This is a genomic window from Flavobacterium tistrianum (assembly GCF_003254545.1).
Classification (GTDB): Bacteria; Bacteroidota; Bacteroidia; order Flavobacteriales; family Flavobacteriaceae; genus Flavobacterium; species Flavobacterium tistrianum.
The window spans coordinates 52,949-66,840 of sequence record NZ_QJRH01000059.1 but is presented as its reverse complement, the minus strand read 5'-3'; the positions used below and the strand labels follow the sequence as shown (position 1 = coordinate 66,840).

Below are 13,892 nucleotides of genomic sequence, written 5' to 3'. Positions count from 1 at the left end.
TTTTTCTAGAATTGTTATAAAAAATAGGAATTATAATCCAAAAGTAATGTTGTGATAATAATTAAATTCGTTTTTTTGATTCATTATCAGGTATTTGATGTATTTGAGAACAGTAAGTTTTTTTTTAGTTCTAAATCTTTGTCAAAATTTAAGAGTAAAGGTGTAATGAACATTAGTTTTACGCAAAATAACCGCAATCATTGTCATTTCGCCGAAGGAGAAATCTTCGCTAGAAGCTCCACAAAGATTGGATTTTCGTTACGGAGTCACTTGTGGAGATTTCTCCTTCGTCGAAATGACAAAAATGTGCAAACCACTTTATTATTTACATTTTATCAAATTTACTTTAGAGCTTAGTTTCGGACTTCAACAAAAGTCACTCTTACTCTAACTCTTTTTTCAAAAACTTAGCCGTATGACTCTTTTTATTCTGAGCCACTTCTTCAGGAGTTCCTTTGGCAACCAATTGTCCGCCGCCTTTTCCGCCTTCAGGGCCAATATCGATAATATAATCGGCAAGTTTAATTACGTCCATGTTATGTTCGATCACAAGAATGGTGTTTCCTTTATCAACCAGTTTATTGATTACTTCCATCAAAACACGAATGTCTTCAAAGTGTAAACCTGTAGTTGGTTCATCAAGAATATAAAATGTATTTCCAGTATCTTTTTTAGATAATTCTCCCGCCAGTTTTATACGTTGCGCTTCACCACCAGAAAGCGTTGTGCTTTGCTGACCAAGCGTAATGTAGCCCAAACCAACATCTTGAATGGTTTTGATTTTTCTATGAATCTTCGGAATATTTTCAAAAAATGGAACAGCTTCATCAACCGTCATATCCAAAACATCAGAAATAGATTTTCCTTTGTATCTAATTTCTAAAGTTTCTCTATTGAAACGTTTTCCTTGACAAGTTTCGCATTCTACATAAACGTCTGGTAAAAAGTTCATTTCGATTGTTCTTACACCAGAACCTTCGCAGGTTTCGCAGCGTCCACCTTTTACATTAAAGCTGAAACGACCCGCTTTGTAACCACGAATCATACTTTCAGAAGTCATCGTAAATAGATTTCTGATTTCAGTGAAAACCTCTGTATAGGTCGCTGGATTTGAACGCGGTGTTCTTCCAATCGGACTTTGGTCAATATCGATTACTTTGTCGATATGTTCTAAGCCTTCAATCTTTTTATAAGGTTGCGGTTTCTTTACTCCATTAAAATAATACGCATTTAAAATAGGGTAAAGCGTCTCATTAATCAAAGTCGATTTTCCGCTTCCAGAAACACCCGTTACGCAGATTAACTGTCCTAACGGAATTTCAATAGAAACGTTTTTAAGATTGTTTCCAGTTGCTCCAGTAAGTTTTAAAAATTTACCATTTCCTTTTCTTCTTTGCTTCGGAATGTCGAATTTCATTTTACCGTTCAAATATTGAGCAGTAATTGTATTTGATGCTAATGTTTCTTTCGGAGTTCCTGTGCTGATGATTTGTCCACCATATTTTCCCGCTTTTGGACCAATATCAATTACATAATCGGCAGTTTCAATCATGTCTTTATCGTGTTCTACCACAATAACCGAATTTCCGATATCACGTAATTGCTCTAGCGACTGAATTAATTTTTCGTTATCTCTTTGGTGTAAACCAATACTTGGCTCATCCAAAATATAAAGAACTCCAACCAATTGCGAACCAATTTGCGTTGCCAGACGAATACGCTGTGCTTCGCCACCAGAAAGCGATTTTGAACTTCGGCTTAAAGCCAGGTAATTCAAACCGACATTCATCAGGAAGTTCAAACGGTCTTTGATTTCTTTTACAACTTCAGAAGCAATTAAAAGCTGTTTATCAGTCAAATGGCTATTTAAATCTTGAAACCAAGCTGTTAAATCTGAAATATCCATATCACACAATTCGGTGATATTTTTTCCATTTACCCTAAAGAACAAAGCTTCCTTTTTAAGACGCGAACCTTCACAAACAGGACAGTTTATTTCGTCCATAAAATCTTTCGCCCAACGTTTTATGCTTGTTGTAGCGCTTTCGTCATATTGATTTTTGATGAAATTAGAAATTCCTTCAAAATCAATTTTATATTCTCTTGTTACGCCAAGATCTTTTGAGTTGATAGAAAATTTATCTTTTCCGCCATACAAAATCATTTGCATCGCTTCTTCTGGAATTTTCTCGATCGGATCGGTTATTTTAAATCCGAATTTTTCTCCAATGGTTTCCAATTGCTTGAAAATCCAAGAAGATTTGTATTCGCCAAGCGGAGCAAAACCACCGGCTTTTATAGATAATTTCGGATTCGGAATAATCTTTTTGACGTTGATTTCGTGCACAGTTCCCAATCCGTTGCAATGAGGACAAGCTCCTTTTGGAGAGTTGAACGAAAATAAATTCGGCTCTGGATTCTGATAAGAAATTCCTGTTGTAGGACACATTAAGTTTCTACTGAAATAACGTACTTCATTAGAATCCTGATCTAAAATCATCAAAACATCTTCACCGTGATGCATTGCTGTATTGATGCTTTCAGATAATCGTTTTTGCGTGTCGGGATTATCTTCAATCACCATTCTATCTACTACAATTTCAATATCGTGGGTTTTGTAGCGATCCAGTTTCATTCCCGCAACTAAATCTTGAACCTCGCCATTTACACGAACTTTCAAGAATCCTTGTTTGGTAATCTGCTGGAATAATTCGGCGTAATGCCCTTTTCTGGCTTTAATTACCGGCGCTAGAATATTGATTCGTTTTCCGCTATAATCTTGAATAATCAGATCCTTAATCTGTTCATCAGAATACGAAACCATTTTTTCGCCAGTGTTATAACTGTAGGCATCTGCACCACGTGCATATAAAAGCCTAAGGAAATCGTAAATTTCTGTAATAGTTCCAACTGTAGAACGCGGACTTTTACTGGTTGTTTTTTGTTCAATTGCAATTACAGGAGAAAGTCCGTCGATTTTATCAACGTCAGGACGTTCTAAACCGCCAAGAAATTGTCTTGCGTAAGCTGAAAAAGTTTCAACATAACGACGCTGTCCTTCGGCATAAATCGTATCAAATGCCAAAGAAGATTTTCCCGAACCTGATAAACCGGTAATTACAACCAGTTTTTCACGCGGAATAGATATATCGATATTTTTTAGATTGTGAACTCTTGCACCAAGAACTTCAATAGTATTGTCTTTATCTAACATAATTTTGAGCAAAACGCAAAGTTACCACTTTGATTTATTCTTTTAGTGCTCGATAGCAAAACTTTATGTTACAATTAGTAACAAAAAACGCTGATTGTAAATCAGCGTTTTCTTTTTCGGGTTGCCATATAGTTTTCTATAGCTTCTTTTGTGGTGTACCAATTTCGGCCTTCTTTGTAAGCATCAATTTTGCCTGTTCTGGTCAATAAACTTACATATTCTTGTCCGTAGGGCGTGTCAGGCTCACTAACAATGTTTTGAATAGATTGATAGTCATAAGGGCTTTCTGGCATTGCGCCTAAATAAATATTAAGCGTTCTTTCGAGTGCCTGACACATCAAAAGTGTCAATTTTTGATAATTCCCATTATTGGCTTGATTGAGCGCTTCGTAATATTTCTTTCTATCATTTTTTAAAATAATCGCTGGCGGAAAACCACATCGCATCAATAGTAAATTCATGCTTAAACGAACCGTACGGCCATTTCCATCAAAAAAAGGATGAATCCAGACCAGTTTATGATGATAGATTGTTGCCAATTCTATATCGTTTAAACCTAAAGGATTTGTATTGATAAACTCTATTAACTCGTCTAAATAATCTGAAACCTTATTGGCATTTGGAGGCATAAAACTAGCTCCAGAAATTCGAACACCTCCATTGCGAATTCTTCCTGCAAAATCTTCTTCGATAGAGCGCATTACCAAACCATGAATAGAAAGAATATCGATGCTTCTTAGCTTATATTCTTCATCAACAATTGAGTAAAGATAATCAATAGCTTTATAGTGGTTATGGGTTTCAAAATGTTCACGCAACGATTTCTTTAATGGTAATTCCTTCTTGAATAACCATTTGAGTTTCTCTCAAACTAAGCGTATTTCCTTCAATACTATTTGAGTTGTAAGTCATTCTAGGGATAGGCTTTCTCGTATTTTATTCAAAGCAATATTGGGCAATGGTCTGCTGTTTTGCAGTTCCTGCCTTTTTTGGTACAATCTATCAAATGTTGATTGAAATTCTTCGCGATATGTTAGGTCAATATTAAACATAATCCTAGAAAGGTACTTCTTAATATCGGATAATAAAAATTTTTAACGTATCCGATATTAAGCTTATTCAATTGTCATAGAACGAAGTTTTGTTCTGTAAGCTTCAAGCGCTATCGATTTGGAAATGAATCCGTGGTATTTTCCGTCTCTTAGAACTGGAAGAAAAGCAGATTTTGTAGTTTCAAATTTTCTCATTACAATTTCCATGCTGTCGAGTGTGGAAATTGTTGCGGAAGGCGCTTTCATTACATCTTTTATTAAAGTGTATTTCACTCGGTACGCATTAAAAATAATTTCTCTAATATCATTAAAATGAACAACACCAACCAAATCTTTGTCATTATTGACAACCGCAAAGACAACTTGGTTAGAATGCGAAATAAGATCTACCAATTTGCTTAGATTTTCCTCTGGATGAACCGTTAAGTAATCGCATTGAATGATCGAATCGATATCTAAAGTTGATAAAATGTTTGAATCTTTATTGCTTGTAAACGCATGTCCTTTTTTGGCTAATCCTTTTACGTCAAGCGAATACTTTTCAAAACGTTTAGAAATAGCAAAACTGATTGATGAAACAATCATCAGCGGAATCATTAAGCCGTAGCCTCCTGTGATTTCTGCGATTAAGAATATTGCAGTTAAAGGTGCGTGAAATAAACCGCTCAGAATTCCAGCCATTCCAACCATAGTAAAATTACTGATAGGAAGTTTTGATAAACCTATCATCGTAACTAGTTTAGAGAAAAAATATCCCAAATAAGATCCTAAGAATAGAGAAGGAGCAAAGTTTCCTCCATTTCCACCACTTCCTAGAGTTAATCCTGAAGCAAATACTTTCATCATCATGGTAGCTCCAATAAATAAAAGCAAAACCCACTGGTTGTTTCTAAAATCGGCAAATAAAGTATTGTCTAATAATTGTCCAGGGTCTGTATCAGATAAGGTTTTAATGCTTTCGTATCCTTCACCAAACAGCGTTGGAAATATAAAAATTAACAGTGCGAGTAAAGATGAACCGATTAAAGCTTTTCTATAAGGGTTAATTTGCTGTTTGGCAAAATAATGCTCTACTCTCTGGAAATTTCTTGAATAATAGATGGCAACCAGCCCCGTTAAAACTCCCAAAATTACATAGAACGGAATATTGTGGTAGTCAAAAGATTCTTGTTTTTTGAAACTTAAAAGAATGCTTTCGTCCAAAACAATTGCAGAAACCAAAGCACCTGTCGCGGCAGAAATCATAATTGGCGTAAAAGCAGAAATGCTGACATCTACCAATAAAACTTCAATAGCAAAAAGAACCCCTGCAATTGGTGCGTTAAATGCTGCCGCGATTCCAGCTGCAACTCCACATCCAATTAATAAAGTTCGGTCCTTATACTGCATCTTATAATTCTGGGCATAATTTGAACCAAATGCCGCTCCAGTAATTACAATTGGACTTTCTAAACCAGCTGAACCTCCCAAACCAACCGTTAAAGAGCTTGTCACAATTTGAGCATACATCTGCTTTCTCGGAATAATACTAGCTTTTTTGGCAACTGCATATAAGATTTGCGAAGTCCCTTTTTGAATACTCCCATTAAGAACTTTATTTACTACAAAAACGGTTAATGTGATACCAATAATAGGCAGGATACTATTAATGAAACTCAATTTTAAGATTCCATTAATGTATGTGGCAAAAGAGAATACGCTATGAGCGAAAGTTTTAAGTACGATAACTGCAAGAGAACAAGATATTCCGATAAGAACGCTTGACAAAAAAAGAAACTGCTTTGGAGTCATTAAGGATTGTGCCAAAGCAATGATGCTTTCGAGTCTTCTGAAATATTTTTTTAGCATTCTGTTTTAAAATTATCGTTCTTACAAAATTAGTTCATAATGTTAGATTAAAAAAATAAAAACTTAAGACTATTAAAAACCAATGGCTTTATCATCGCCTCTAAAATCAGCTCCTCCTTCTAATTTGTTGTCAGGCAAAACCAAAATAGCATCTACTTTTCCGATAATTGGAGTTGGCTTTTCGTTGATGATATAACTTTTTGCTTTAAGGTTGTCAATAGTTTTAGTTTCAAAAGTATTGGGCTCAAAAGTAATTAAATCTGGAAGCCACTGATGATGAAAGCGCGGAGCATTAACGGCTTCCTGCATGCTTAGATTGTATTCGTAAACATTTAAAATAGTCTGTAAAACAGAAGTAATAATTGTTGAACCTCCCGGAGTTCCAACCACCATAAAAAGTTTTCCATCTTTTTCTACAATTGTTGGCGTCATAGAACTTAGCATTCTTTTTTGTGGAGCAATGCTGTTGGCTTCATTTCCAACCAAACCAAACATATTCGGAGAACCAGGTTTAGCGCTAAAATCATCCATTTCATTATTTAAAAAGAAACCCAATTCGTCACAATAATATTTAGAACCGTAACCATCATTTAAGGTTGTTGTAGCAGCAATAGCATTTCCGAATTGGTCTATAATTGAGTAATGAGTGGTTTCTGTGCTTTCAGCATAATTAACTCTCCCTTCTTTTATTTCGCTAGACAAAGTTGCTTTTTCCGGATTAAAACTAGCCATTCTTTCACGAAGGTAATTTTCATCTAATAATTCTTTCATCGGAATTTTGACAAAATCTGGATCGCCTAAAAAATAGCTTCTATCTGCATAAGCTCTTCTTTCTGCTTCCACAATTACTTGAATAGCATCTGATGAATTATGCCCCATTTTGGCTAAATCATAAGGTTCTAGCATTTTTAAGATTTGAGCAAGACAGATTCCACCGCTGCTTGGCGGAGCCATCGAAGTAATTTTTAAATCTTTATAAGTAAACTGCAAAGGTTTTCTCCATTTAGCTTCATATTTAGCTAAATCTTGCATTGTGATAATGCCGCCTTTTTCCTTTAGATAATTGACTAAAATTTTTGCAGTTTCACCTTTATAAAATTCGTTTCTTCCTTTTTTCTGGATTCTTCTTAAAGTTTTTGCAAGCGCTGGATATTTTATAGTGTCGTTTTCTTGGTAAGCTTTTGATGCCGGAGAATTCTCTCCGTTTATTTTTACAATACTTTCATGATAATCTTTTAAGCTTTTTTCTTGTTTTTTGGTCACTACAACCCCTCTTTCTGCTAAAGCAATTACCGGTTCAAGGATTTTAGAAATAGGCATTGTACCATATTTTTTATGAACAGCAAAAACGCCAGCAATTGTTCCAGGTACGCCAATGGCAAGTGCTGTTTGAGTACTTTTTCCTTTTATGACATTTCCTTCACTATCCAAAAACATATCTTTTGTAGCTGCCAGCGGCGCTTTTTCGCGATAATCCAAAGAACCGACTTCGCCATTTGCTTTTCTATATACCATAAATCCGCCGCCGCCGATGTTTCCAGCAAACGGAAAAGCAACTGCAAGAGCTAATTCAGTTCCGACCATGGCATCAAAAGCGTTTCCGCCATTTTTCATAATATCAGAACCAATTCTTGAGGCTTCTTCACGGGCAGAAACCACCATTGCTTTTGTAACTACCAATCCAGTCGGATTTGGAGCTGTCTGTTGTGCATTGCTGCTGTTTATATATAAAAGTGCTATTAAAAGGGTAATTTTTTTCATATTCAATAAAATTAAATTGGCTTAAAGAGAAAGCAGTTTTTCTTTGGCTTGTTCTCTCATTTCCTCAAAAAATAGTGTAAATTCTTCTTCAAATTCCTTATAAAATTCAGTAAGCTCTTCGACAGCAAACTGCATTTGAGAAACATTTTTAGACCTTCTATCCATTTGGGTTAATATATTTTGGATTCCTTCGGTAGTACGATAACTCAAAAGCCAGTTTCTTTCAATCATATAAGGCATTAAACCTTGTGTTTTTTCGGTTAAAATATCATAATTATCATGTAAAGAATGATAAAAACGCTTAACAAAAAGCTCTAATTCTTCATCAGAATATTGTGTCCAGTTTTTGGCTAAGAAATGATCGTAAACAATGTCTACAATAACTCCTGCATAATGATGATATCGTTCATGAAGGCGTTTGGTGCTTTTTCTAAAAATATCGTGAGAATCGGTATAAGTATCTATGAATCGATGCAGTAAAATTCCTTTTTGTACATCTTCAGGAAAATGCTCAAACTGTTTACCGCGAATTCCATCCGCCATAAAGTTCCCGATTTTAATTAAATCATTGTCTCCAGAAAGATATATATGGGCTAAGAAATTCATTTTTTTATAAGTTTCCAAGAATCAAAATGGCTAAGATTCTGAGTTATTTTAGTAAATGTATAAAAACTTTTTTAAATCATTTTGTTATAAAAAAGCGAGATGCAAGTACTTTCTTATAGGTTAAATTTAAAATCTTAGAAACTTAGCATCTTAGTAACTCGGTAACTTTTTTATATTTGTAAAAAAATAACCCTAACTCACAAAAATGACTCTAATAAAATCTATTTCTGGAATCCGCGGAACGATCGGAGGAAAAGTAGGAGACAATTTAACTCCTGTTGATGCGGTAAAATTTGCATCGGCTTACGGAACTTTCTTAAAAAACAATATTGCTAAAGATAAATTGACAGTTGTAATTGGCCGTGATGCAAGAATTTCTGGACCAATGATTCATAATTTAGTTGTGAATACTTTAATTGGTTTAGGAATCGATGTTATTGATCTTGGACTTTCTACAACGCCAACTGTTGAAGTGGCTGTTCCGTTGGAAAAAGCTGACGGAGGAATTATTTTAACAGCATCTCATAATCCAAAACAATGGAATGCTTTAAAATTATTAAATGCAAAAGGTGAATTTTTAAGCGGTGCAGACGGAGCAAAAATTCTTGAAATTGCAGAAGCAGAAGCTTTCGATTTTTCTGATGTGGATAGTTTAGGTGAAGTTATTTCTAACGATGCTTACATGGATATTCATATCGATGAAGTTTTAAACTTACCATTGGTGGATATCGAAGCGGTTAAAGAAGCTAAATTTAAAGTGGTTGTTGACGGTGTAAATTCTTCTGGAGGAATTATTATTCCGAAACTTCTAAAATTAATGGGAGTGGAAGTGGTAGAATTATACTGCGAGCCAAACGGGCATTTCCCTCATAACCCAGAACCTTTAAAAGAGCATTTAACTGATATTTCTGAGCTTGTTGTTAAAGAAAAAGCTGATTTTGGAATTGTAGTAGATCCAGATGTTGATCGTTTGGCTTTTATTAGTGAAGACGGTGAAATGTTTGGAGAAGAATATACTTTGGTTGCTGTCGCTGATTATGTTTTGAGTAAAACTCCAGGAAATACAGTTTCTAATATGTCATCTTCTCGCGCTTTAAGAGATGTGACTAAAGCGCACGGCGGAAGCTACGAAGCGAGTGCAGTAGGAGAGGTAAACGTAGTAGAATTGATGAAGAAAAACAATGCTGTAATCGGTGGTGAAGGAAACGGTGGAATTATCTATCCTGAATTGCACTACGGAAGAGACAGTCTAGTAGGAGTTGCTTTGTTTTTAACGCATTTAGCAAACAAAAAAATGCCAGTTTCTGCTTTGAGAGCTTCTTATCCAGAATATTACATGAGTAAAAATAAAATTGAATTAACACCGCAAATTGATGTTGATGCAATTTTAACTCAAATGACAGAGAAATATAAAAACGAAGATATTTCTACAATTGACGGTGTAAAAATTGATTTTGCTACAGAATGGGTTCATTTAAGAAAATCAAACACAGAACCAATTATTCGTATTTATACTGAAGCGCCTTCTCAAGAAGCAGCAGATCAATTAGCACTTCGAATTATTGATGAAATTAAAGTAATTGCTGGAATTTAATATTTTCAGTTTCCAAATAAAAAAGCCTCTTTTGAAATTTCGAAAGAGGCTTTTATATTTGTAAGTTTTTATTTATAATTTTGTCGTTTTTATAAAAGGTTAAATTTAAATAAAATGGATATTCAAGAAGAATGGATTACTAAAGGGAAGAAATACGCTGAAGAGATAAATAAAATGGTTGATTTTGGCGAAACTAACGGATGGGAAAATTGGAAAGGAGAAGAGCCTGAAGATAAACGAGGTCATCTTGGCAAAGATGTTTTTGAGTTATTGAAGAAAGCAAATCTCGAAAACAGAGTTGATGAATTTAGGTTAAATTTTCCTCCTTCCAACATGCCAATTATCAAACTTATTGAAAAGCAATCTGAAAGTATACGACAACTTCATTTTATTGGTGATCAAAAAATAATTTTCTTTAGAGGGACATCTTATCAAAAAAGCCAAGCTTACTTATTAGATGGAGATAAAGTTTTGGAATTAGATTCAGAGATTAAAGCTGTTGGAAAGTCTAAACAAGGAAATGTTTTTGCTATCGCTTCTGAAAACAAAATATCTCTGTTTAAAGATTGGGATGGAGAACTAATTAGAGAGTTTATTTTAAATGATTTAGCAAATGTCGGAATTACAGAATTGATTCCTTTTAATGATGCGTCAAAAGTACTTTTTGTAAGTTCAGAGGGAATTTATTTAATCTCTGAAAGTTCAGAAAAATTAATTCATCCAATCAACGAAGATGAAGATGAAGAGGAGGATTCGGATGTCAGTATTGATATGGAAAATGCAACCTTGTCGAATGATAACAAATTTATAGTAGCGGGAGATCAATGTTATGATCACTCTGTAATGGATCATGAAGGAAATAGAATAAATGAGATAGGGCCACAATCATCTTATCCTCATTTTTGCCTTTTTTCAAAAGACGATAAACAATTAATTACAAATTCTTGTCATTTCTATAACGGAATTACTATTGGAGTTGCTACAGATAAATTAAAAGAAACTAAAATTGAAGCTTACACTGAGAGTGAAGATTATATCACTATTAATGAAGAAATGAGAGTTTATTGTGGAGTAGCTACTTCGAATTATTATATTTTAGGGGATGCTTATGGATATATTAAAGCTTTCGATAAAAATGGAAGAACTATTTGGCGTCACTATTTAGGATCAACAATTAATAGTATTGCAGTTTCGGACGACGAAAAAATACTTTGGGTTGGTTCTTATTCCGGTATGCTGCATAAATTACACATAGGAAAAGGACATCGTGATGAACATACAATTGGGAATGGTGATCATTATGAGGAATTTAGGCTTTTAATTTGGAAAGATGAGCCTCAAATCTGGAAATGGTAGTACCATAGATAGAAACATATAAAAGCCTCTTTAGAAATTTCTAAAGAGGCTTTTTCTATTTTGGATATTATTCTATACGGTGTTTCCATCTTTTGTGTGTCCACAAATAAAATTCTGGAGCTTCCAGAATTTGTTTTTCCACTTCTTTTAAATACATTTCAGTGATTTTAAAGTTTTCAAATTCTTTCGGATTATCTGCAAGCGAAATAAATGTAGCTTCATAATAGCCTCTTTTTATTTTTTTTACCTGAACAAATATCACAGCCAAATCATATTTTTTTGCCAATGTTTCTGCGCCTGTATGTACAGGAACTTCAATTCCCATAAATTTCATTGAATGAAAAATCCTTTCCATTTTTGGCGACTGGTCACTTGCTAAACCGTACATGCTTAAAACTCCTTCACGCTGGTTTTTTGCCATTGTTGGAATCGCTTTTCGAGTTTCAATCATTTCGGTATTATATTTCGAACGAATTTTTCGAACCAATTTATCAAAATAAGGATTGGCAAGTCTTTTATAAACCGCAACTCCTTGAAATCCAAGTTTAGGATTAATGGTTAAAAGCCATTCATAACTTGCATAATGAGAAGCTACAAGAATTACGCTTTTTCCTCTTTTAGCATAATCAAGTACAAGATCAATGTTTGTTACATGAAATCTTCTTTCCATTTCTTCTGGAGACATGCTCATGGTTTTGATCATCTCTAAAAACATATCGCACATATGTTTGTAGAATTTCTTTTCTATAACTTTTCTTTCCGCATCATTTAAATGAGGTAAAGTAAGCGCAAGATTCTCGCGAACTACTTTTTTACGATATCCGATCACTCTATATACCAAAAAACAGACAAAATCTGAGAATAAGTAAAAAATCGGAAAAGGAAGTATAGAGATAAGCCAAAGTAATGGGTAGGCTAAAATATAAACAAGAAACTGCATGTAATTTTTTTTGACAAAGATAAATTAAAAATGATTAGCGATTGATATTTTGCTTTCTTGCTAACTTATCTTTAAGAATGATTATATTTACAATTCACAATACTTATTATTTATGAATATTATTTTAATAGCGATTATCGTTGCGAACGTTGTTATTAGTTACAAAGGATTTAATGATCTTTATTTTTTTAGAAAATACGAATTTCATGTAGGAAGCATTCGTTCTGGAGAACAAATCAGAATGTTATCTTCTGGCTTTCTGCATGTAGACATGATGCATTTGATTTTTAATATGCTGACTTTGTATTTTTTTGCTCCTGTAGTTTTAGGCTGGCTTGGTAATTTTTCTTTTATCTTGGTTTATTTCGGAAGTTTAATTTTCGGAAGTCTTCTTACCATGTTATTTCATAAGAATGATTATAGTTATAGAGCCGTTGGAGCATCAGGCGCTGTCACTGGTGTTTTGTATTCGGCAATATTATTGCAGCCTGACATGATGCTCGGGATATTTTTTGTCATTCCGATGCCGGCTTATATTTTCGGAATTTTGTATTTATTGTACTCAATTTACGGAATGAGAGCCAAAAATGATAATATTGGGCATACAGCACACTTTGGAGGTGCTATAGGCGGATATTTGATTACTTTGATAAAAATGCCATCATTATTTACAGACCATACATTGATGGTAGTCCTGCTTGCAATTCCGATTTTGATACTTTTTGGAATGGCAAAATTTGGGAAATTGTAAGCTTGGCACAACTTTTGGAATGCTCTTATCAAACATTAAAATATAACAAAAATGAAAAAACTAGTATTATTTTTAACAATCATGTTTATGACTATGTCTTACGGCCAAGAAATCAAACAAATACCTCTAATTAATGTTAATGGAGAAGGAAAAGTAAAAGTAGCACCTGATCAGGTTTGTATTTCAGCTTCTGTTGAAACAAAAGGGAATAATGCTAAAGACGTTAAAAAGCAAAATGACGAAAAGATGGATGCTGTTTTAAAATTCATCAAAAAAATGAATATACCAACAGCAGATTTCAAAACAAAACAAGTAGCTCTTAATCCGCAGTACGATTATGAGAAAAAGAAAACTTCTTATAACGCTACACAAACGGTAGAAATCGTAGTAAAAGATTTAGCTAAGTATGATGAGTTAATGGAAGGTTTGGTTCAGCAAGGAATCAATAGAATCGACAGGGTTTCTTTTGAATCATCTAAATTAGCGCAATACGAGTCTGAAGCTAGAAAATTAGCAATGAAAGATGCTAAAGTAAAAGCTGAAGAATACGTTTCTGTTTTAGGACAAAAAGTGGGTAAAGCGTTTACAATTTCTGATAACTCTCAAATTTATCGCCCACAGCCAATGTATGCTGCTATGAGAATGAAAGAAGCAGACTCAATGGGAGGAGCTTCAAACGAAACTTTAGCAATTGGAGAAATCGAAATTACAGCAAATGTTAGTGTAAGTTTTGTGTTAGACTAAACGTTTCTAAAATTCCAAATATTTTA

Annotated in this window: 9 protein-coding genes and 1 pseudogene; 4 read left to right on the top strand and 6 right to left on the bottom strand. The window is 34.0% G+C overall.

Annotation, left to right across the window (positions count from 1 at the left end; genetic code table 11):
* Positions 1-382: 382 nt before the first annotated feature.
* The 5 genes and pseudogenes from uvrA to DMB71_RS02950 form a co-directional block, all read right to left on the bottom strand.
* On the bottom strand, positions 383-3,214 hold the full coding sequence (gene uvrA / locus DMB71_RS02970) for an excinuclease ABC subunit UvrA (RefSeq protein ID WP_111363551.1): 2,832 nt from the start codon (positions 3,212-3,214) through the stop codon (positions 383-385).
* 101 nt (positions 3,215-3,315) lie between these two features.
* A pseudogene (locus DMB71_RS02965) lies at positions 3,316-4,266 on the bottom strand (Fic family protein).
* Between the two features lie 63 nt (positions 4,267-4,329).
* On the bottom strand, positions 4,330-6,114 hold the full coding sequence (locus DMB71_RS02960; protein ID WP_111363549.1) for a chloride channel protein: 1,785 nt from the start codon (positions 6,112-6,114) through the stop codon (positions 4,330-4,332).
* Positions 6,115-6,186: 72 nt separating this feature from the next.
* Positions 6,187-7,875 (bottom strand): gamma-glutamyltransferase, encoded by a 1,689-nt coding sequence (gene ggt, locus DMB71_RS02955; protein WP_111363547.1) that lies wholly within the window; start codon positions 7,873-7,875, stop codon positions 6,187-6,189.
* 21 nt (positions 7,876-7,896) lie between these two features.
* The gene (locus DMB71_RS02950; protein ID WP_111363545.1) at positions 7,897-8,481 is read right to left on the bottom strand and encodes an acyl carrier protein phosphodiesterase; all 585 of its coding nucleotides are present in this window, start codon (positions 8,479-8,481) and stop codon (positions 7,897-7,899) included.
* Positions 8,482-8,686: 205 nt separating this feature from the next.
* On the opposite strand from DMB71_RS02950, the gene glmM reads away from it, so the two are divergent.
* Together glmM and DMB71_RS02940 are read left to right on the top strand one after the other, a co-directional pair.
* The gene (gene glmM / locus DMB71_RS02945) at positions 8,687-10,075 is read left to right on the top strand and encodes a phosphoglucosamine mutase (protein ID WP_111363543.1); all 1,389 of its coding nucleotides are present in this window, start codon (positions 8,687-8,689) and stop codon (positions 10,073-10,075) included.
* Between the two features lie 114 nt (positions 10,076-10,189).
* Positions 10,190-11,431 (top strand): hypothetical protein, encoded by a 1,242-nt coding sequence (locus DMB71_RS02940; RefSeq protein ID WP_111363541.1) that lies wholly within the window; start codon positions 10,190-10,192, stop codon positions 11,429-11,431.
* Positions 11,432-11,498: 67 nt separating this feature from the next.
* Here DMB71_RS02940 and DMB71_RS02935 read toward each other — a convergent pair whose 3' ends face one another.
* Entirely contained in the window at positions 11,499-12,371 is an 873-nt protein-coding gene (locus DMB71_RS02935; RefSeq protein ID WP_111363539.1) for a lysophospholipid acyltransferase family protein, read from the bottom strand.
* 112 nt (positions 12,372-12,483) lie between these two features.
* Here DMB71_RS02935 and DMB71_RS02930 point away from each other — a divergent pair, with 112 nt between their 5' ends.
* Together DMB71_RS02930 and DMB71_RS02925 are read left to right on the top strand one after the other, a co-directional pair.
* Positions 12,484-13,122, top strand: a complete 639-nt coding sequence (locus DMB71_RS02930; protein ID WP_111363537.1) for a rhomboid family intramembrane serine protease — start codon at positions 12,484-12,486, stop codon at positions 13,120-13,122.
* A gap of 51 nt (positions 13,123-13,173) precedes the next feature.
* On the top strand, positions 13,174-13,866 hold the full coding sequence (locus DMB71_RS02925) for an SIMPL domain-containing protein (RefSeq protein WP_111363535.1): 693 nt from the start codon (positions 13,174-13,176) through the stop codon (positions 13,864-13,866).
* The last annotated feature ends 26 nt before the right edge of the window (positions 13,867-13,892 follow it).